Origin of the sequence: Desulfosceptrum tomskiensis (genome assembly GCF_049818055.1) — a bacterium.
GTDB lineage: Bacteria > Bacillota > Desulfotomaculia > Desulfotomaculales > JASEER01 > JBFLVT01.
Genome location: NZ_CP187479.1, coordinates 932,025 through 951,730, shown reverse-complemented (window position 1 = coordinate 951,730; position 19,706 = coordinate 932,025). Strand labels below are relative to the sequence as shown.

Genomic DNA, 19,706 nt, shown 5'->3' with positions numbered 1-19,706 from the left:
CCAGCTTCAAAAGGGTCTGAAAAACAACAACGGTTTTCCTTATTCGGACCTCAGGCATTTGGCCTCAGACCTCTTTATTTGAACGGGGGACCTTGATAATGCCTATCATGGTGCCAAATGTTATGCGCAACTTATTGACCAAGCCGGCGACCCTTCCCTATCCTTTTACGGAGCCCAAGAATTTCCCCGGCACCAGGGGAGAGGTAGTATTCTACGAGGACAAATGCTGCTACTGCGGGATGTGTGCCCGCGGCTGCCCTGCCAACGCGATCACCATGCGCGGTTCCCGCAAGGATGGCGACATTACTCTGGGTTACAACCCGTTTTCCTGCATATACTGCGGGAAGTGCGTCGAAATGTGCCCGTGCTGCGCGGTAATGATGTTCGACCGGCACGCGCAGCCGTCCTACAAAAAGGTTACGCACTTCCGGGAGGACCAACCCGTATAGGGGCCGGTCAACCGGCCCCCGCTGTAAGTAGTAAGCAGTAGGATTCGAAGGCATTCCCGTACGGGAATGCCATTTTTCCTTAGGGGCTTGTGCATATGGTGTCGGGTGTGGGACACTGGGGTTCCAATCTCAGGCGGGGGGAGAGTTACTTGTTGCTTTGCCGTTCAGCTTTCCGTGCAACCTGATGCTGCTTTCGAGAAGTTGTTTGATCTCCGCCGTTATGGTACCGTAGTAGGTGGGAGAGCCGATGACGATTTCCTTGGAAGGTGATGTCTTAATGTGCATGCAAACACCCTGGGAAAAAACACTCGACTTTCACGGCCACGTCTGTCCGGGTCTTGTTGTAGGTTTCCGCGCCGCCGAGGCCGGGATGCGCGAAATCGGCCTGACCTCTGGCGACGAGAACCTCGTGGCCGTTGTCGAGAACGATGCCTGCGGGGTTGACGCCATTCAGGTGGTGACCGGATGCACGCTGGGAAAGGGTAACCTTTTGTTGCGTGATTACGGTAAGCACGTCTACACGCTGATGCGGAGAGACACCGGTGAATTTGTCAGGGTGGCCGTTAAACCGGCCGCGATGTCCGCTCCGGCGGAACTGCGCGCTTTAAGGGAGAAGGCGGAAAGCGGCGTACTGACGACGGAGGAACAGCGCCGGATGCTCCGGCTTCGTGAGCAGGAAGCGGACCGCCTACTTGAAACACCGGAGGAAGAGCTTTTGGTTATCCGTAGAGGCACCGGCGAGGTCCCGGGCAGGGCGAAAGTAATGCCTACCGTGGTTTGCTCCCGGTGCGGCGAAGGTGTGATGGAAACGCGGGCCAGGGTGCAGGCGGGTAAGATAGTATGCCCGTCCTGTTTTGCCGACCCTAACGCTCAATCCTAATGGATTGAGCGTGGGGCTGTTGAAAAACTGCGCCTGGCTTTGTCAGGCTCGCCGCCCAGTGCTCTCACGTACCACCCAGTACGCTCCGCGCTGGCCGGCTTCGCCTTTCGCGCCATGCTCGTTTTTGAACAGCCCCTATTTTTTTCAACAGGCTCAGCGTTCTGCTCTGCAAGGGTAATTTTCGTTTTTGGATACAATAGGTAAGATGGCGCGGCGTAGGGCTTTTCTCCATTGCCGTTGCCGGGACGGCGGGCGCGGTGACCGGCGTCGAAGGCGATGAAAGGGCTGTCACGCTGGCGAGGGAAAACGCTGTTTTGAACGGCGTATTTAATGCCCGGTTCATCAGCGCGCCCGCCGAAGACTATCTTACAAGCGATGAAGCGCAAGCGCTGAATGCGGGTGTTGAAGCCGTAATCGTTGACCCACCGAGGAGCGGCCTTTCTCCGAGGGTGAGAGAGGCACTTATCGATCTTAAACCCCGCCAGATGGTCTACGTCTCGTGCGATCCGGCAACACTGGCCAGGGACCTGGGAGACTTCAGCAGGTCCGGGTATGCGGTGACCCACGTTCAGCCCGTTGACATGTTCCCCCATACCGGGCATGTCGAGTGCGTAGCATCTTTGCACAAAGCTTAAACCGGGCTTGTACGCATAGAATGTGTTAACGGGTAATGCAAAAACAGGAATAAACAGTTAAAATGTCGAAATGATTACATAAGGCGATGGAAGGAGTGGACCTTGTGAACATCGCCGTTTTCACGGACAGTTACCGCCCCTGGACGAGCGGCGTGGTGCGCTCCATCGATACCTTTGCCGAAGAAATCTCTGCCAGGGGACACTGCGTTTATATTTTTGCGCCGCGGTACGGGAGCGCGCAGAGGGAAGAACACGGGAAGGTTTTCCGCTTCTATTCCCTCCCGTCGACGAATCCGGGGTTCAACATCGCGATCCCTTTTTCCATCAGGCTGAAGACGACTCTAAGGCGCTTGAGGATCGATCTGGTCCACGTGCACTCTCCCTTCCTGTTGGGGCGGTTGGGGCTTAAGTGCGCCCGGGAGATCGGTGTTCCCGTCGTCTTTACCTACCACACCATGTATGATCACTACGTGCACTACGTGCCCCTGGCGCAGAACCTGACCAAGAAAATAACCCGGCATCTGGCCTGCAGTTTTTGCAACCGGTGCGATCTGATCCTCGTCCCGAGCAACGTGATTGGCGACTATATCCGCGATTTGGGCGTCAAAGTCCCGATAAGAAAATTACCCACGGGAATCAAGCTGGATGACTTCAGGCACGGTGATCCCGGTTGGCTGGGCGAAAGGTACGGCATCGGGGCTGACGAGAAAGTGCTCCTTTTTGTCGGGCGGCTGGGCCTGGAAAAGAACGTCGAGTTTCTGCTCAAGGCCTTTGACAAGCTGTTGCGGGTGTACCGCCAGCCGGTACGGCTCGTCCTCGTAGGCGGCGGGCCGCAAACCCAACAGTTGAAAGAAATGGCTGCCGAAAAGGGCATAAGTGACAGGGTGATTTTTACGGGGCCGCTGTCGATGGATGACGTGGCCCACTGCTATGCGGGATCCCGCCTCTTTGTCTTTGCGTCCATGACCGAGACGCAGGGTCTGGTGATCGGCGAAGCAAAGGCGGCCGGCCTGCCCGCGGTGGCCATCGACGCCTTTGGCGTGAGCGAGATGATCGAGGACGGCCAGGACGGGTTTTTGACTCCCCCGGACGAGGACGTCTTTGTCAGCCGGCTCCTGCAGCTTCTTACCAATGAAGATTTGTACGGGCGTTTCAGCCGGAAGGCTCTGATGAACGCCGAAAGTATCTCGTCCGGAGCGATGGCGGCGCAGCTGATCAATGTCTACCAGGAACTTCTTACCGGTCGGATACAGCAGAAAATGGTCCGGGGAGGGTAATTCCGGGGAATGGTCCAGGACAACCTTGATTCGATTGTAAGCCGGACCCTGCAGGCCATAGAGGACAGTAAGAAAGAGATTTTCGGCATTGTAGCGCGGGCGCAGGCCGAAACCCAGGAACTGAGGGCGAAGCTTAACGCCATTGCCGAGGAAAAGGCCATGTTGAGGCACAAGATCGACGAGCTGGCCGAAAAAGACTACGAAGCGCGCCTTCTGTTGATGGAAGTCAGTAAAGATTTTAAACATTATAGCGAAGAAGATATTAGACGGGCTTATGAGCATGCCCAGAAGCTGCAAATAGAGCTGATCGAGCTCCGGGCCAACTACCAGGTCATATCTTGCCGCTACGAAGAGCTGCTCAAGGGCATCGAGCGGGTCAAAGAATCGCAGGATAAGGCCGAGCGCTTGATGTCCCAGGTGGGGGTGGTCCTGAACTATATGAACAACGAGTTTCAGGACTTGAGCGATCGGCTCGACGAGGTGAACCAGTTTCAGAAACTGCGGCTCAAGGTTATCGAGGCGCAGGAAGAAGAGCGGAAACGGGTGGCGAGGGAGATCCACGACGGACCCGCACAGTCCATGGCCAATATCGTGATGCGGGCCGACTACTGCGCCAGGCTCATCGACAAGGATCCCAGTCAGTTGAAGAGCGAGCTTAAAGGCCTGCAGGATTTGGTCCGTGCCAGCCTGGACGACGTTAGGAAGATTATTTTTGATCTCCGGCCGATGGTTCTCGACGACCTAGGCCTGGCCCCGGCGCTTAAGCGTTTCATTGAGCAATACGCTAAACAATACGACATGAAGACCGACCTGGCTTTTCATGGAAAGAACGAGAGGCTGGGCCAGATTGTGGAAGTGGCGCTTTTCCGGATTATCCAGGAAGCGCTGAACAACGTCGCCAAGCACGCCCGAGCGGCGCACGTCTTTGTCAAGGTTGAGGTATCGCCGGAGAAAATCAGCGTTATGGTGAAGGACGACGGCAAGGGGTTCGACGTAGACAAAATCAGGCCGGGAGACAAGGGGGGTTACGGACTTGTGGGAATCCGCGAAAGGGTACAGATCCTTCAGGGACACCTCAGCGTTATTTCCAAGCCGGGCCATGGGACAACCATCAAGGTTGTCGTACCCGTCCAAAACCGATAACCGAGCGGGAGGGAAAACATTGCCGCGGGTCGTCAAGCTCATAATGGCCGATGACCATGCCCTGATCCGCGAGGGCTTGCGTAAGGTTCTGTCGACCGAGCCAAGGATCAGAGTGGTCGGTGAGGCCGCCGATGGGGATCAGGCGATCAGTCTTGTTAGGAACCAGGATGTCGACGTCGCTCTCCTGGATGTCAATATGCCTGGGAAAAACGGCATTGAGACGTGCCGCATTATCAAGGAGCTGAAACCCAACGTCGGAGTAATCGCCCTGACCATTCACGACCAGGAAGAGTATCTTTTTGAAATGATCAGGGCCGGGGTTTCCGGTTACGTTCTCAAGGACATCAGCCCGGACCTCCTGATCGAGACGATCCTCCGTGTCGCTGAAGGCGAGTCCTTTATCCCCCCTGCGTTGGTCAGCAAAGTCTTTCAGGAGTTCAACAGGCTCTACCAGCCAGTCCCCCGGTACGGTTATCCCGACAACCTGACCGAGAGAGAAGTGGAAGTCCTGCAACTGGTGGCCCAGGGCGAGTCCAACCGGGCCATCGCCAACCGCCTCTACATCAGTGAAAAAACGGTCAAGAATCACCTCACGAACATCTTTCAGAAAATCGGCGTCACCGACCGTACCCAGGCCGCGCTTTACGCCATCAAGAACAGGTTGGCCCAGGTATAGCAATACGCCATTCCTAACTAAAGCTCGCGTAAAGGACCTCAGCGTGGGTCCTTTTTTGTTGCTGGTAGGACCAACGTCCTTTTTAATTTTGAGCACATTGGAACTGTTTTCGGGCCAAGGGTCCGATTGTTTCTGCATATCGGCCGTAGGATGATAAAGAAAAAGACACGGGGGTGACCCGCCTTGTTTAAAACCATCGGTTGCCTGTGGAAAGAGGAAAGCGGGCAGGGAATGGTCGAGTACGGTCTAGTACTGGCTTTGATGTCGCTGATAGCTTTAGCTGGTTTAAAGATTATGGCCGTTTCCGTTAAAAATAATCTCTACGAAAAGGTTGCCAATAGTTTATAATCGGTTTCGTGTTGCGAGTTTACAATATAAGCCAAAACTCACGTTGTTTTAATTAGGTTGTTCAGGTGGGACTTTCGTCCTTAAGAGAACCGGACAGGCGGCGCCGCAAGGATGAGACTGACGGCCGATTGCGGACACGCGTTGAGCTTATAAGATAAAAGAAAATACTTTTAAGGAGGGACATCACGAATGGATAAACTTGTTCAAAGACTGATACGGGACGATTCCGGGCAGGGTATGGTTGAGTACGGCCTCATTTTAGCGCTGGTTGCAATTGTCGTAATTATTGCGCTAAGAGCCATCGGAAGCAGCGTTAATAATAAATTTGAACAAGTCAACAACGCGCTTAACAACTAACATTCAAAGTAGATCTGTACAAGAATGCAACCGTCAACCCTACTCGTTCAATCGGCGGGTAGGGTTGATTGCTAGGAAAGGGGAGCATTCCCCGTAACGGTATCGCGGTGGCGGGATCAAACAAGCTCTTCGGACGGGGTGGTTGCAATGCGGAGTCTGTGGCGCGGCGAGAAGGGACAGTCGCTGGTGGAATTCGCCTTAATCCTGCCTCTTTTGCTGCTGCTGCTTTTTGGCACCATTGAGTTTGGGCGCGTTTTCTCGGCATCGCTGGTAATAACCAACGCCGCCAGGGAAGGGGCAAGGCTGGGAGCTGTAGGAAAAACGGATGCGCAAATAACCCAGAGTGTAAAGGATATGTGTTCGCCTCCCCTGGATGGGGGCGCGCTTGATATCGAGGTCCGGCCTGCCGAAGGTGTACGAGCGCCCGGAGGGGAAGTCACCGTGACGGTTGGTTACGGCGTTTCGCTGGTTACGCCTGTCCTGTCCGGCATTGCTCCCAACCCGTTTCCGCTAAATGCTAAAGCGACGATGCGCGTTGAGTGAGGTAAACAGGATGGTAAAGAAGATAGCTTGTTTACTGCAGGAAAAGAAGGGCTCCGCTCTGGTCCTGGTCTGCGGGGCCCTGGTCGCCCTAATCGGTTTTGTGGTATTGACCGTCGACGTGGGGCAGATGGCGTTGTGGAAAGCCAGGGCGGCTCAGGCGGCGGACGCCGCGGCGATCGCCGGCGCCTGGGAACTGCCCTCGACGAGCGCCGCCGATGCCCGCGCCCGGTATTTTGCCGGACAAAACGGGATTAACGACCTGCAAATTAACTACGAGAAAAACAACCGGAGGATCATCGTCAAAGCGTCTAGGGACGTTGACTTCCTGTTTGCTCCCGTGCTGGGCTACAACAACGTGGTTATAAGCGCCACCGCTATAGCGGAAAAGGGCGGTCTGCATCCCGTCTTTGACTGGGCCATGTTTTCGGGCAGCGAAATCGACCTGCTGCGCGTCAACGGGTCACCGTACATTGACGGCAGCGTGCATACCAACGACGGGTTCAGAGGAAATGGGAGCGGAGTGATAACGGGACTGTTAAGTGCTGTTGATGAAATTCGGCTTACCGGCAGCAGTTGGCAGAATGGCAGTGGAGATCCGGTGCTGACACGGGAAGGATCGGATATCATCCCCATGCCTGATTACAAGGACGAATTAATGGCCAAGGCTCAATCCGCCCCAGGCCATATATATAACGGTAATACAACCTTAAACGGGCGCTATCTGACGGATGAAACGATTTTTGTGAATGGAGACTTAATCATTAACGGCAGCTTCAGGGGCAAGGGGTGCATAATCGCCACCGGAGACATCACCTTCAACGGCGCCCACGAGATAACAGGAGCGGATTCAATCTTCATCTACAGTGTCAACGGGGATATCCGACAAAACGGTTCGTCGCGAATGGACGGCATTATTTACGCGCCCAATGGTTCAATAACCCTTAACGGCAGCGCGGTGGTGAACGGCCGGATTATTAGTTACGAAATCCTTTGCAACGGCGCCTTTACCATTAACGGCAGACAGACGAATACCGAGGCGGTACCCTGCGACGAAACGGTACGCCTGGTCGGCTAGCCGCTGCGGCTATCTCGTTCAGGTTAAGGCACTGCGGGGGTGGAAGACCAGTCCGACCACACCGGGGCCGGTGTGGGTGCCGATCACCGAACCGACACGGCAGGCCAGGTAAGGCTCGTACCCCAGTTGGGCGACCAGCTTCTCTTCGAGTTCCCGGGCGATCTCCGGAACGTTGCCGTGCAGTATGGTGTAGTTGAGAGGACCGTACTTGTTGGAAGCGGAGACGGCGGTGCGCACGACGGTGTCCAGGGCCTTGGCCCGGCCGCGGACCTTTTCAAAAGGCTGGACGATGCCGTCTTTGAGCTGGAGCACCGGCTTGACGTTTAACAGCGTTCCCAACAGGGCCTGGGCTTTGCCGATGCGCCCCCCGCGCTGCAGGTACTCCAGGGTGTCGACCATGAAATACACCTCGGTGGTCTCCATTAACCGGTGAACGAGATCGGAGACGGCGCCGTGATCCAGGCCCTCTTCAACCGCCCGCGCCGCTTCCAGGACGATCATGCCCAGGGCGATGCTGGTCAGCCGGCTGTCGATCGTTTCGATTTCCCGGTCGGGCAGCATGGAACGGGCCAGTTGGGCCGACTGCATCGTTCCGCTCAAAGCGGCCGAGATGTGCACGGAGATCACGCTGTCCCCGTTCTCCGTTAGACGGGAGTAAACCTCGAGGAATTCGCCAGGCGAGGGCTGCGAGGTAGTAGACTTTTCCTTAACCAGACGCTCGTAAAAGGCGTCGATTGAGATGTCGACGCCGTCGCGGAACACCTCCTGGCCGAAGAGGACCTTTAAGGGGACAACGGTGATGTTGTGACTGGCAACCAGTGCCGGCGGAATGTCGGCGGTGCTGTCGGTGACGATACGTACTCCTGGCATGCTCTTCCCACCTATTCCAGAGAAATGATGAAGTGGTACAGGGGCTGTCCACCGTAGTACAGTTCGAATTCGACTTCGGGCATTTCGTCCTGCAGCGCCTGGAGGATGTTCTGCGCCTCGGCCTCCGTAACCTCGGCGCCGTGGTAGAGGGTCACCAGGTCGGCACCGGTCGCCAGGGCGTTGACTACCTGACGTACGGCGTCCAGGAGGGTGGAGCCCTTGACGAGGTTGCCCTCGGCGATGCCAAGGTATTCTCCGGCGGCGATTTGCAGGCCGTTGAGGGCGGCGTCACGCACGGCGCGGGTGACCTCGCCCGTCTTGACGGCGGCCGCCGCTTCCTGCATGCGCTCGACGTTGGCCGCCAGGGATTCTTCGGGGTTATAAGCCAGCAGGGCGGCCAACCCCTGGGGGATGGTGGTTGTCGGAATAACCTCAATGTTTTTCTTGGCGATCTGCTTGGTCTGCAGGGCGGCGAGGATCACGTTCTTGTTGTTGGGGAGCACGATAACGTTGTCTGAAGGCACGTTTTCGGCGGCCCGGACGATCTCTTCCGTGCTCGGGTTCATCGTCTGTCCGCCGCTGACGACGGCGTCGGTGCCCATGCTGTCCATAATGCTGATGATTCCTTCGCCGAGCGCCACGGCCACGATGCCGATCGGTTTCTTGTCCTGTTGGAGCCTGGCGTGCTGTTCGCGCATGTTGTGGACCTGGATGTTGATCAGCGCGCCATGGCGGAGACCGGTCTCCAGGACGGTACCGGGATGATTGGTATGGATGTGGACCTTTAAGGTATCAGGTGTGCCGACGACCATCAGACAATCACCGAGACCCGTCAATTCCGAACGTAACGTATCGGGTACGAGGTCGGACCCCTTAACGATGAACTCGGTACAGTAGGCGAACTCGATATCGCCGTGATACTCCGCGGCGGGGACTGATTTAGGCTGTTCGACGCCGAAGTCGGGAGCCGCGTTCAGCAGTTCCCCGCTGGACATGCGGTTGCGGAAAGTCTGTAAAATGCCTTCAAAAATGACGACAAAACCTTTCCCGCCGGCATCGACGACACCCGCTTCTTTCAGAACGGGCAGGAGGTCGGGGGTTTCATTGAGGGCTAGCATTGCGTGCCGATAGGTATACAGGCTTAACCGGCGAAGGTCGCAACTCCGTTTGGCGGCGTAAACGGCTGCTTCAGCAGCGCGGCGGGCGACGGTCAGGATGGTTCCTTCGACGGGCTGTCCCACCGAGCGGTAGGCTGTTTCAGCGGCCTGCTGCAAGGCTCGTGCGATATCCGCGGTGGTTGCCGCAGCGTTTCCGGCCAGGCTCTCGGCGAAACCGTGCAGCAACTGGGACAAAATAACGCCCGAGTTGCCCCTTGCGCCTGAGAGGGCCCCTCTGGCGGCGGCCTCGGCCACGGCCGCGATGGAAGGCTCTTTGACAGTGCCTATTTCCTGGAGAGCGGCGATAAAGGTCAGGTACATGTTGGTTCCCGTGTCGCCGTCGGGAACGGGAAAAACGTTCAGCGCGTCGATTTCCTGGCGCAAGCGCGCCAACCTGGTGGCGCCCGCCGCCAAGACCTCTTGCAGTTGTGCTCCGTTAATGGTATTGACCGCCACAGGACAGCTTCTCCTTTCCTGCATGAGGTTTCGACCAGGCTGCCAGCATTTCCTCTTTGAGGCGGATAACTGTTAGAGTCACCGCTAATTTTAACTGGTGCTATAATATGCTTGACTTACTTAAATTGAGTTCTGGTGGTGAGGGCACCTGGCACAAAACAATACGGAAGAGCGGGCACTTCTGGTCAAGGTCCTCTTGAGCAGGAGCGCGAACCCCAACGACAGCCTGGACGAACTCGCCTCACTGGTGTCGGCGGCAGGGGCCGGCATTGCAAATCGCATTTTGCAAAGACGGGATAAGCCGGACCCTGCCTTTTACGTCGGCAAGGGGAAGGCCGAAGAGATCCGCCGGGAGTGTGAAGAGAAAGAGTGCGACCTTGTCGTCTTTGACAACGAGCTTACTCCGGCACAAGGAAGAAACCTGAAGGACGTCATCGGGGTGCGCGTGATCGACCGTACCCAGGTCATTCTCGATATCTTCGCCAGGCGCGCCAGAACAAAGGAAGGTAAGCTGCAGGTCGAGCTGGCCCAGTTGAACTACCTGTTGCCGCGCCTGACGGGTAAGGGAACCGAGCTGTCGCGGCTGGGGGGCGGCATCGGCACGCGAGGCCCCGGGGAAACCAAGCTGGAAACCGACAGGCGCCGCATCCGCAAACGCATCCAGGACCTTACGGAGGCGTTGGCGAGGGTACGCAAGCAGCGCGCGCTTCTGCGCCAGGCCAGGAAAGACGTCCCGCTGCCGTTGGTTGCCCTCGTCGGCTACACCAACGCGGGAAAGTCGACGCTGATGAACGCGCTCACGGGGTCGGAGGTGTTTGTCCAGGATATGCTTTTCGCGACGCTCGATCCTACGACCCGCCGGCTGAAGCTCTCCAACAACGAGGTCGTGCTGCTTACCGATACCGTCGGCTTCGTCAGCAGCCTCCCGCACCACCTGGTCGCTGCCTTCCGGGCGACCCTGGAGGAGGTGACCGAGGCCGACCTGCTGCTGCACGTCGCCGATGTATCCCACCCCGATGTTGAAAAGCAAATCGCGGCCGTCGACGAGGTCCTGGCGTCTCTGGGAGTGCTCGACAAACCAACAATCCTGGTCCTGAATAAAATCGATCGTATTCCCGATGCCGAGTTAATAGTGGCGGATCGTCCCACGGTTAAGGTTTCAGCCAGGGAAGGAACAAACCTGGACGTTTTGAAGGAAGAGATTGTCAAGGGACTGGCCTTGCGCCGGGTGGTGCGGACCTATACCGTCCCGTACGAAGACGGGCAGACGCTCTCGCTGCTGCACGAAAAGGGCGATGTCTTAGAGAAAGAGTACCTCGAGGAAGGCGTCAAGGTGATTGTCAGCATTCCGTGGTCGCTCTCGCAACGCCTTCCTCACTTATCCATCCGACGGTAGATACCAAAAGCACGGAAACTCTACCAAAAGTCCTTTCTGGGATGACCGGCGTCCTCATTCCATAGGCAAAAAGTCTTATCTTGGCGTCTCCGGGACAGGATTGCACGCCGTCTCCCCGAAGGTAACACCTGCCGAACATCCGTGAAAGGGCAGGTTAACCAGCCGGAAATGCCAAGATTGTTTTGGTTCATCATTTGCATAGTTACCGCGGTCGTACTGCTTTCAATCGGCCAGGGGCAGGTCGAAAGCGATACGCTGTGGCACATTAAGGCCGGCGAGTACATGCTGGAGCACGGCATTCTTAAGACCGACCCGTTTTCGTGGACGATGCGGGGGGAGCCGTGGTTCGCCCACGAGTGGCTGTGGGATGTCCTGGCGGCGTCGGTGTATCGGCTGGGCGGGTCAACCGGCGTCTGGCTATTTAATGCGCTGTGGGTGGGCCTGTTCGGCCTAAGTGTCTTTTTGCTCCTGCGTTCGCGCTGCTCCCTGCCGCGGGCGGCGCTGCTGTATGCGGCCGTTTTGTGTTCGAGCTCCGTGGCCTGGCACGCCCGCCCTCACGTAATGGCCCAGGGGCTGTTCGCCTTGTGGATGCTCGTCGTCCTGGCAGCCTGGCGGCACCCGAGGCTTTTGTACCTTTTGCCCGTTATCGAGGTGGTCTGGGCCAATGTTCACGGATCGGCGCCGCTCGGGCCCGTGATCTTGGCGGGCGCCTGGCTGCTGTCGGGCTTTGAGTGGCGCTGGGGCGTTCTGGAGTCCCTGAAGCCGGACCACGCAGTCCGGAGGACGCTCGGTATCACCGCCGTGTTAAGTTTTGCGGCCAGCCTCGTCAATCCTCACGGGGTTTTACTGTGGTGGTATGTCGTCGCCGCTTCGCAGCACCCCCTGATTAAGGAGTTCATCGCTGAATGGCAGTCTCCGAATTTTCACCACATAGACTTCTGGCCGATCATCCTCTTCGTTCTTGCGCTGTTTGGATTCTTGCTCAGGGGCAGGAAAGACCGCCGGCTGCCCGTTTTTGAAACCCTTTTGACCGGCGGGTTCTTCGTGCTCTGCATGCAGCAAATGCGCCACGTGCCTTATTTCTATTTCACGGCCGCCCTGGTGCTGGCCTCCCTCTGGGGCAAGGAACAGCCGGGGGACGAGGCTTTTCCCGACAGGAAGACCGGGGTCGCCGCGTTTCTCTGCGGGTTGCTCGTTCTTGCGGCAGGATACCGGTTCTTTCCGCCCACCTGGATGGCCGACAGGTCCGGCCGGAGCGATTTTCCCATCGCCGCCGTTGACTATCTCCAAGACAAGGGACTCGGTCATTCCCGCCTTTTCAACGACTACTACTGGGGAGGCTACCTCATCTGGAGGAATATGTCCCCGTTCATCGACAGCAGGGCCGACATGTACGCCTTTAACGGGGATGTTTTTAAGGAGTATTTCGGCTTTACGCTTTCCAATCCTCAGAAGCGCAACAGCCTGGGCTTGAAACAAAACCCCGGTTTTTATCTGGACAAGTACGCCGTCGATGCCGTATTGACCCATAACGGTTCATCGCTTGACTGGTACATGGAAGACCGGGGCGGTTGGCGTGAGGTTTATCGGGACGACAAAGCGGTGATTTACGTTAGAAAAGAGGCGAGAAGATGAGCTATGTCCTTGCTGTTTGCGCGGTTCTCCTGGGGACGTCGGGTCAGGTGCTGTGGAAGCTGGGAGTCGGTTCCAAGGCTTACGGCCTCAGCGCGCTGCTTTCGCCGGCGGTGCTGGGCGGGTTTGTTTTGTACGGCCTGTCGGCCCTGGTATGGCTGAAAGTGTTGTCGAAGATGCCTTTGTCTGTCGCGTATCCCCTGTTGGCGCTCAATTTTATTCTCGTTCCTCTCGCCTCGTCGCGATTCCTCGGCGAACCGTTTACGGCGGCCAAACTGCTGGGCGCGATACTGATTGTGACCGGGATCGGCGTTGCAGCCAGGTGATTAACATTGGAAAGGATGAGGGTCTTGGAACTGAGCATCGTCGTTCCGGCCTACAACGAAGAGAAGCGCCTGCCCGGGTGTCTTGATGCGTTAAAGGAGTTTTCTCGTTCGTGGCCTGCAGGCGTTGAAGTGCTTGTCGTTGATGACGGGTCGAAGGACGGGACGCGGCAAATCGCTCAAGCGGCGTCTCTTAGCTTTCATGAAGCGGGAGTGCGTTATCGAGTACTGCAGCACCAAAACAACCAGGGAAAAGGGGCGGCGGTACGAACGGGGATCCTTGCTTCAACCGGAAGCGTGGTTATCTTTACCGACGTGGATTTGGCCGCTCCTGTTTCCGAATTCGGCAAGCTCGTCCAGGCCATAGGCAAAGGCGCCGACGTGGCTGTCGGTTCGCGAGAAGGCGTGCGGCGAACGCCGATACGCAAGGTAACCGCCGTTATCTTTCAAAGGTACGTTAAGACAATGCTTAAGCTGCCTTGCGTAGACACGCAGTGCGGGCTTAAAGCTTTTTCGGGCCATGCAGCCAGGGCACTGTTCGGCTGCTTGACATGCAAGGGGTACGCCTTTGACGTCGAGGTTCTTGCCCTGGCAGTCAAGCTTGGTTATCACATCGAGCCCGTCCCTGTCGAGTGGAGGGAGATGCCTGGCTCCAAGGTTAATGTTTTCGGCCAGGGCATTAAAATGGCTAAAGAAGTGGCTCAAATCCGCAAAAGAGTCTGTTACGCTTCTATTACCATGTCTGAGGGTATCCAGGTAATCGGGTCTGTGAGGGTTGTAAAATAGTGTCTGATGACGACGTATAGCTCCTCGAGTGCTTGACTTAAGCTCATATTTTCGCTAATATAGGAAGAGTGAAACGCCGGGATGTAGCTCAGCTTGGCTAGAGCGCACGGTTCGGGACCGTGAGGTCGCAGGTTCAAATCCTGTCATCCCGACCATTTTTTCAAGAACTTAAGTGCCTTAGTTCACAATAAAAATAATTTCCAAGAGGGGGAGAGATTAGTGAAGCTGCTGATCATGGGACCGCCCGGCGGCGGCAAGGGGACCCAGGCCGAGTTTATCGTGAAGAACCTGAACATCACCCACATCTCCACCGGCGACATGTTCCGCGAGGCGGTAAAGGCCGGTACCGAGATGGGTAAAAAGGCGAAGGAATATATGGATGCCGGTAAGCTTGTTCCGGATGAGGTTGTGGTCGGCATGGTAAAGGACAGGCTGTCCCAGCCCGACTGCGCCAACGGTTTCCTGCTTGACGGCTTCCCGCGGACGGTCGCGCAGGCCGAAGCGCTGGACAAGACCCTTGATTCCATGGGCATTAAGCTGGATGCCGTGTTGAACATCGCCGTTCCGAGAGAGAAGCTGGTTGCGCGCCTGACCGGCCGGCGTGTCTGCCGCAGTTGCGGTCAGAGCTACCACGTCCTTTTCAACCCCCCGCAGGTAGAGGGCAAGTGTGACAAGTGCGGCGGCGAGCTCTACCAGCGCAGCGACGACACCGAGGCGACGGTGAACAACCGCCTGGACGTCTACGAAGCGCAGACCCAGCCCCTTATCGATTATTACCAGGCGAAGGGCCTCCTCCGCGAAGTCAACGGCGACCAGCCGATTGCCAAGGTGACCGAGGATGTCCTTGCCGTTTTAAAGAAGTAGTTATTCAGGGATAAAAGCCCGGGTGCGAACCCGGGCTTTTTGCGCATATATTCCGCTCTGCGCTGGCCGACGCTGCAACAGTATTAAATGAGAGGTGTTCGACTCCTTGCGTATCAGTATCCCCGACAGGGGTGAACTCGAACTTAAGGCCGCCGTCTTCGACTATAACGGGACGCTGGCCGACGGCGGTCGGCTGGTCGAAGGCGTCCAAGACAGGCTCATAATGCTGAGCAGGACCTTGGATATCTATGTGATCACGGCCGACACGTTCGGTACCGTACGACAGACGCTGGCCGGCCTGCCGGTGCAGGTGGTCGTGCTGGACGTCGAGCCCGGCGGTCCTGCTAAAGAAAAGTTTGTGCACAGCCTGGGAGCGTCCGTGGTGGCCGCTTTCGGCAACGGCGCCAACGATGCGCTGATGCTCAAGGCGGCGGGGCTCGGCGTCGTCGTGCTCGGAGACGAGGGAGCCGCGGCGGAGACCCTGCTGAATGCCGACATCGCGGTAAGCACGATCACCCGGGGCATCGACCTGCTGCTTGACCCGCGACGCCTCGTCGCCACTTTAAGGCGGTAATGCTTGAGCTGGATTTGCTTTTTACCCCAAAAACTGATACTAATTAACTAACCAGGGTTGTATCTTTCCCGGTCAGCGTTAGGAGGTGCATCGTATTGAATCATAAGGTGGTGGAACGCAGGTGCATGCTTTGCGGCAGGACGTTTGTGATTGAAAGTCTGGAAGATGTGGGGGAGGATGACGATCTTTTTCCTCAAGAAAAAAAGAAATCCACTTCGGTCTGCGAGCTCTGCCAGGCTAAACTCCAGAAGGAGGCCAAGGGGGCTCAGAAGATTCCCAAGCCGATATAGCGGGCAGGGGGCTTGAGATTGGCTGCTTGACAATTAAGGAGGGTATCATTTGCTAAGAAAGCATTTCTGGCTGGTCGCTTTGCTCGCGGCCTTTTTCTTATTCTCCCTCGCAAGCGGGGGAGCCAGGCTGATAACCGATTGGTTCTGGTTTGACGCCCTCGGCTACGCGCGCGTTTTCCTGACCATTATCGCGTCCGACATCGCCATCCGGGTTATCGTGGGCGCCGGCTTTTTCATCTTCCTTTTTCTCAACCTTTTGTTCACCAGGAGGGTTATCCTCGAACGCGAACCGGTTTTCGTCGAGGACAATGTCATTTCCATCAATGTTAACCAGTGGAGGAACCTGATTAACGCGCGTACGCTCGGCTGGTTCTTCCTGATGGTTTCTGTAGCCATGGCCTATCTTTTCGGGTTGGCGGTAGCGGGTGACTGGGTGATCTGGCAGCAGTTTGTCCACGCTACTCCTTACGGCGCCTCCGACCCCGTTTTCGGGAAGGACATCGGGTTCTACCTCTTCCAACTGCCGTTCTATGTTTTCCTTTATAACGTCCTTTTCTGGGGAACTGTGTTGACCACCCTGTTGGCGGGCCTGGTCTATGCCATTGCCAGTCCCTTCCGCGGTATTGTAAGCGTGCTGACCCATCCCCGCGCCAGGCTACACATTTCGGGCCTTCTCGCCCTGATCCTCATCGTGAAGGCTTTCGGCTACAAGCTCCAGCAGTACACGCTCCTGTACTCGCCTACAGGGGTGGTTTACGGCCCGGGGTACACCGATATCCACGCCCATTTGCTCGCCTACAAGGTCCTTCTCGTGCTTGCAGTCCTCACGGCGCTCGTGCTCCTCGTGAACATCCGGCTGCAGCGTGTTTCGCTGGTTATCTACAGCGTCGTGGGGCTGATCGGGGCTTCCTTCGTGCTCAACGTGATTTACCCGGCGGCGGTGCAGAAGTTTGTCGTCGAACCCAACGAGTTCAATCGTGAAAAGCCTTATATCGAAAGGAACATCGCCTTGACCAGGGAGGCTTACGGGCTTGACAACATCGAGACGAAGGACTTTCCCGCCGGCAAGGTTTTGACGGGTGAAGACATCGAGGAAGCGGGCGATACGATCCGCAACGTCCGCCTGTGGGACTGGGAGCCCTTGAAGTCTACCTACAGCCAGCTCCAGGAAATCCGCCTTTATTACGAATTCAAAGACATCGACGTAGACCGTTACTTTATCGACGGGCAATACCGCCAGGTCATGCTCGCGGCCCGGGAACTGAACCAGGACCAACTGAGCGGGCAGGCGCAGACGTGGATCAACAAGCGCCTCAAGTACACCCACGGATACGGTGTCGCTGTGAGTCCCGTCAACGAGGTGGTTGCGGATGGGCTGCCGAATTTCTTTGTCAAGGACATCCCCCCCGTTACCGCGACCCCCGACTTGCAGATCGCCAGACCGGAGATTTACTTCGGCGAGGATACAGAAGAATACGTGATCGTTAATACGAAGACCGACGAGTTCGACTACCCCAAGGGTGACGAGAATGTTTACTGCCAGTACCAGGGCGATGGCGGCGTCAAAGTCGGCTCCATTTTTAAGCGGGCGCTGTTTGCGCTGGCTCTTGGCGACTACAAGCTGTTGCTTGCCTCTGACGTGACGGGAGACAGCCGGATAATGTACTACCGCACTATTCAGGAGCGCGTCCCCAAGATCGCCCCGTTCCTGGAGTATGACTCCGACCCCTACCTCGTTATCGACGAGGGCAAACTGTTCTGGATGTGGGATGCCTACACAACCTCGGACATGTTCCCCTATTCCCAGCCTTTTAACGGGCGGGTGAACTACATCCGCAACTCCGTGAAGATTGTGGTCGACGCTTACAACGGAGACGTGGCTTTCTACATCGCCGACGGCAACGACCCGGTGATCAAGACCTGGGCCAAGATTTTCCCGGGTACCTTCAAGCCCCTGGATGAAATGCCGGCCGGACTTAAGGCCCATATCCGTTATCCCGAGGACATGTTCACGATTCAAACGGACATGTACGCCGTCTATCACATGCAGGACCCGCAGGTCTTTTACAACAAGGAAGACAAGTGGAACCCGGCTACCGAGTTCGTTGAAGGCAAAGAGCAGCGGATGGCGCCGTACTACACGATCATCAGCCTGCCCGGTGCAAAGAAGCCCGAGTTTATTATGATCAACGCCTTTACGCCGCAGAATAAAAAGAATCTGATCGCCTGGATGGCGGCGCGGGCCGACGGAGACAATTACGGCAAGATCCTGGTCTACGAGATGCCGAAGCAGAGCCTGGTTTACGGCCCGATGCAGGTTGAGGCGCGCATCAACCAGGATACCTTGATCTCCCAGCAGTTGACGCTTTGGGACCAGAAAGGCTCGCAGGTCATCCGCGGCAACCTGCTGATCATTCCGATCAAGGATGGCATCCTATACGTCCAACCGATTTACCTGCGGGCGCAGCAGAGCAAAATGCCCGAACTCCAGCGGGTGATCGTGGCCCACAACAACCGCGTGGTGATGGAGCCTACGCTCAAGCAGGCGCTGAACGCCGTATTCGGCGAGGTTACCATGCCTGCCGGCACGGTGACGCCCGCAACCGGGCAGAAACCACCGGCCGTTTCGGGCAATGAAAGCATCCCGGCGCTCATTGAGCGCGCCAACCGCCTGTACGACGAAGCCCAGGAAATGCTCAAGGCGGCCGACTGGGCCGGATACGGGGCCAAAATGCAGGAACTTAAGAATGTCCTAAGCGAACTGGCTCAGCGCGAAGGCGGAGCTTAGGATGCCGTTTTAAACGGCCACCGGTATTTACGCCAAGCGAGGAACGGTTTCGTACGAGGTGATTTGAGATGGAACAAGCGTCTGATTCCGGCATTAAGAGAATAGGGGTGTTAACCGGGGGCGGGGACGCTCCCGGTTTAAACGCCGTTATCCGCGGCGTGGTTAAGACGGCGGTCTATTATTACGGGCTCGAAGTGATCGGATTTGAAGACGGTTTCGGCGGCCTGATCGAGGACCGGGCCCGGCCCCTGACGCCCCGGGACGTTATGGGTATCCTGCCCCGCGGGGGCACAATTTTGGGAACGACCAACCGTGACAACCCGTTCCATTACCCGGTGGTGGAAAACGGAGAAAGGGTCTTCAAGGACGTTTCCGACCGCGTGGCCGTCAACCTGGCCAACCGTGCCGTGGACGCCCTGATCGTCATCGGCGGGGACGGCAGTCTGACGATTGCGAAGGAATTGGGAGACCGGCTCAACATCAAGGTCGTCGGCGTGCCCAAAACCATTGACAACGACCTGTCCGCCACCGATCAGACCTTTGGTTTCGATACCGCCTTGAACACGGCGATGGAAGCGCTGGACAGGCTCCACACCACCGCCGAGTCGCACCACCGCATCATGATTCTCGAAGTGATGGGGAGGTACGCCGGGTGGATCGCTCTGGCCGCCGGACTCGCGGGCGGGGCGGACTGCATTCTGATCCCGGAAATCCCCTTCGACATCCATAAGGTGATCGCCAAGATCCGCGCCCGCCGCGGGGTCGGGAAGCGCTTCAGTATCATCGTGGTTGCCGAGGGCGCCAAACCGGTGGGCGGCGAGATGGTTGTGAAGAAAAGGGTCGAGGACAGCTTTGAACAGATCCGCCTGGGCGGCATCGGCGAGCGGGTAGGCGCGCAGATCGAGGATATCACCGGCATCGAGACGCGCGTAACCGTCCTCGGGCACCTGCAGCGGGGCGGCTCGCCCACGGCCTTTGACCGCCTTCTGGCCAGCAGGCTTGGCGCCGCAGCGGTAAACCTGGCGGTGCAAGGACGTTTCGGCGAGATGGCTTGCCTGCGCTCGATGCGTGTATCCTCCGTCCAGTTGGCGGAAGCCGTCGGCGAGATGCGCAGGGTTCCCCTGGATTCCGACCTCATTCTGACCGCCCGGCAGTTGGGAATCTGCCTGGGCGACTGATGGAGAAAT

At 57.2% G+C, this 19,706-nt stretch carries 21 protein-coding genes and 1 tRNA gene; 20 read left to right on the top strand and 2 right to left on the bottom strand.

Going from position 1 to position 19,706, the window contains the following annotated elements; genetic code table 11:
• The first annotated feature begins 98 nt into the window (after positions 1 to 98).
• The 10 genes from ACPV0M_RS04860 to ACPV0M_RS04815 all read left to right on the top strand — a co-directional run bounded on the left by ACPV0M_RS04860 (position 99) and on the right by ACPV0M_RS04815 (position 7,383).
• Complete coding sequence (locus ACPV0M_RS04860; protein WP_425621831.1) at positions 99 to 449, top strand: 4Fe-4S binding protein; 351 nt, start codon at positions 99 to 101, stop codon at positions 447 to 449.
• A 247-nt stretch (positions 450 to 696) separates the two neighbouring features.
• Positions 697 to 1,329 (top strand): FmdE family protein, encoded by a 633-nt coding sequence (locus ACPV0M_RS04855; RefSeq protein WP_425621830.1) that lies wholly within the window; start codon positions 697 to 699, stop codon positions 1,327 to 1,329.
• Positions 1,330 to 1,586: 257 nt separating this feature from the next.
• The gene (locus ACPV0M_RS04850; protein WP_425621829.1) at positions 1,587 to 1,964 is read left to right on the top strand and encodes a hypothetical protein; all 378 of its coding nucleotides are present in this window, start codon (positions 1,587 to 1,589) and stop codon (positions 1,962 to 1,964) included.
• 104 nt (positions 1,965 to 2,068) lie between these two features.
• Positions 2,069 to 3,241, top strand: coding sequence for a glycosyltransferase family 4 protein (locus tag ACPV0M_RS04845; protein WP_425621828.1), 1,173 nt, complete (start codon positions 2,069 to 2,071; stop codon positions 3,239 to 3,241).
• A 9-nt stretch (positions 3,242 to 3,250) separates the two neighbouring features.
• Positions 3,251 to 4,384 (top strand): histidine kinase, encoded by a 1,134-nt coding sequence (locus ACPV0M_RS04840; RefSeq protein ID WP_425621827.1) that lies wholly within the window; start codon positions 3,251 to 3,253, stop codon positions 4,382 to 4,384.
• Between the two features lie 19 nt (positions 4,385 to 4,403).
• Complete coding sequence (locus tag ACPV0M_RS04835; RefSeq protein WP_425621826.1) at positions 4,404 to 5,060, top strand: response regulator; 657 nt, start codon at positions 4,404 to 4,406, stop codon at positions 5,058 to 5,060.
• A gap of 183 nt (positions 5,061 to 5,243) precedes the next feature.
• On the top strand, positions 5,244 to 5,408 hold the full coding sequence (locus ACPV0M_RS04830; RefSeq protein ID WP_425621825.1) for a Flp family type IVb pilin: 165 nt from the start codon (positions 5,244 to 5,246) through the stop codon (positions 5,406 to 5,408).
• A gap of 189 nt (positions 5,409 to 5,597) precedes the next feature.
• Entirely contained in the window at positions 5,598 to 5,765 is a 168-nt protein-coding gene (locus ACPV0M_RS04825; protein WP_425621824.1) for a Flp family type IVb pilin, read from the top strand.
• A gap of 147 nt (positions 5,766 to 5,912) precedes the next feature.
• Positions 5,913 to 6,308, top strand: coding sequence for a TadE/TadG family type IV pilus assembly protein (locus ACPV0M_RS04820; RefSeq protein WP_425621823.1), 396 nt, complete (start codon positions 5,913 to 5,915; stop codon positions 6,306 to 6,308).
• A gap of 10 nt (positions 6,309 to 6,318) precedes the next feature.
• A complete protein-coding gene (locus tag ACPV0M_RS04815) occupies positions 6,319 to 7,383 on the top strand; it encodes a pilus assembly protein TadG-related protein (RefSeq protein ID WP_425621822.1) in 1,065 nt (354 codons plus the stop codon).
• Between the two features lie 18 nt (positions 7,384 to 7,401).
• Here ACPV0M_RS04815 and ACPV0M_RS04810 read toward each other — a convergent pair whose 3' ends face one another.
• Positions 7,402 to 8,253 carry a DegV family protein gene (locus ACPV0M_RS04810; RefSeq protein WP_425621821.1) on the bottom strand — a complete coding sequence of 284 codons (852 nt, stop codon included), beginning with the start codon at positions 8,251 to 8,253 and terminating at the stop codon, positions 7,402 to 7,404.
• Between the two features lie 11 nt (positions 8,254 to 8,264).
• The gene (locus ACPV0M_RS04805) at positions 8,265 to 9,866 is read right to left on the bottom strand and encodes a DAK2 domain-containing protein (RefSeq protein ID WP_425621820.1); all 1,602 of its coding nucleotides are present in this window, start codon (positions 9,864 to 9,866) and stop codon (positions 8,265 to 8,267) included.
• A 196-nt stretch (positions 9,867 to 10,062) separates the two neighbouring features.
• On the opposite strand from ACPV0M_RS04805, the gene hflX reads away from it, so the two are divergent.
• The 10 genes from hflX (at position 10,063) to ACPV0M_RS04755 (ending at position 19,697) form a co-directional block, all read left to right on the top strand.
• The gene (gene hflX / locus ACPV0M_RS04800; protein ID WP_425621819.1) at positions 10,063 to 11,262 is read left to right on the top strand and encodes a GTPase HflX; all 1,200 of its coding nucleotides are present in this window, start codon (positions 10,063 to 10,065) and stop codon (positions 11,260 to 11,262) included.
• A 168-nt stretch (positions 11,263 to 11,430) separates the two neighbouring features.
• On the top strand, positions 11,431 to 12,897 hold the full coding sequence (locus ACPV0M_RS04795; RefSeq protein ID WP_425621818.1) for a hypothetical protein: 1,467 nt from the start codon (positions 11,431 to 11,433) through the stop codon (positions 12,895 to 12,897).
• Entirely contained in the window at positions 12,894 to 13,220 is a 327-nt protein-coding gene (locus tag ACPV0M_RS04790) for an EamA family transporter (protein ID WP_425621817.1), read from the top strand. The genes ACPV0M_RS04795 and ACPV0M_RS04790 overlap by 4 nt, the downstream gene beginning before the upstream one ends.
• A gap of 15 nt (positions 13,221 to 13,235) precedes the next feature.
• Entirely contained in the window at positions 13,236 to 14,003 is a 768-nt protein-coding gene (locus ACPV0M_RS04785) for a dolichyl-phosphate beta-glucosyltransferase (RefSeq protein ID WP_425622129.1), read from the top strand.
• Between the two features lie 77 nt (positions 14,004 to 14,080).
• Positions 14,081 to 14,158 (top strand) — tRNA-Pro (locus tag ACPV0M_RS04780).
• A 64-nt stretch (positions 14,159 to 14,222) separates the two neighbouring features.
• A complete protein-coding gene (locus tag ACPV0M_RS04775) occupies positions 14,223 to 14,867 on the top strand; it encodes an adenylate kinase (RefSeq protein ID WP_425621816.1) in 645 nt (214 codons plus the stop codon).
• A 106-nt stretch (positions 14,868 to 14,973) separates the two neighbouring features.
• Entirely contained in the window at positions 14,974 to 15,441 is a 468-nt protein-coding gene (locus ACPV0M_RS04770) for an HAD family hydrolase (protein ID WP_425621815.1), read from the top strand.
• Positions 15,442 to 15,536: 95 nt separating this feature from the next.
• Complete coding sequence (locus tag ACPV0M_RS04765) at positions 15,537 to 15,731, top strand: hypothetical protein (RefSeq protein WP_425621814.1); 195 nt, start codon at positions 15,537 to 15,539, stop codon at positions 15,729 to 15,731.
• Positions 15,732 to 15,780: 49 nt separating this feature from the next.
• Entirely contained in the window at positions 15,781 to 18,519 is a 2,739-nt protein-coding gene (locus ACPV0M_RS04760; RefSeq protein WP_425621813.1) for a UPF0182 family protein, read from the top strand.
• Between the two features lie 68 nt (positions 18,520 to 18,587).
• Positions 18,588 to 19,697: a 6-phosphofructokinase gene (locus ACPV0M_RS04755; RefSeq protein ID WP_425621812.1), complete on the top strand. Its 1,110-nt coding sequence runs from the start codon at positions 18,588 to 18,590 to the stop codon at positions 19,695 to 19,697.
• The last annotated feature ends 9 nt before the right edge of the window (positions 19,698 to 19,706 follow it).

Bases quoted from the DNA above. Each gene is read 5' to 3' on its own strand.
- ACPV0M_RS04860 (WP_425621831.1), top strand. From the start codon at position 99: ATGCCTATCATGGTGCCAAATGTTATGCGCAACTTATTGACCAAGCCG.
- ACPV0M_RS04855 (WP_425621830.1), top strand. From the start codon at position 697: ATGACGATTTCCTTGGAAGGTGATGTCTTAATGTGCATGCAAACACCC.
- ACPV0M_RS04840 (WP_425621827.1), top strand. From the start codon at position 3,251: ATGGTCCAGGACAACCTTGATTCGATTGTAAGCCGGACCCTGCAGGCC.
- ACPV0M_RS04825 (WP_425621824.1), top strand. From the start codon at position 5,598: ATGGATAAACTTGTTCAAAGACTGATACGGGACGATTCCGGGCAGGGT.
- ACPV0M_RS04820 (WP_425621823.1), top strand. From the start codon at position 5,913: ATGCGGAGTCTGTGGCGCGGCGAGAAGGGACAGTCGCTGGTGGAATTC.
- ACPV0M_RS04815 (WP_425621822.1), top strand. From the start codon at position 6,319: ATGGTAAAGAAGATAGCTTGTTTACTGCAGGAAAAGAAGGGCTCCGCT.
- ACPV0M_RS04810 (WP_425621821.1), bottom strand. From the start codon at position 8,253: ATGCCAGGAGTACGTATCGTCACCGACAGCACCGCCGACATTCCGCCG.
- ACPV0M_RS04795 (WP_425621818.1), top strand. From the start codon at position 11,431: ATGCCAAGATTGTTTTGGTTCATCATTTGCATAGTTACCGCGGTCGTA.
- ACPV0M_RS04790 (WP_425621817.1), top strand. From the start codon at position 12,894: ATGAGCTATGTCCTTGCTGTTTGCGCGGTTCTCCTGGGGACGTCGGGT.
- ACPV0M_RS04785 (WP_425622129.1), top strand. From the start codon at position 13,236: ATGAGGGTCTTGGAACTGAGCATCGTCGTTCCGGCCTACAACGAAGAG.
- ACPV0M_RS04755 (WP_425621812.1), top strand. From the start codon at position 18,588: ATGGAACAAGCGTCTGATTCCGGCATTAAGAGAATAGGGGTGTTAACC.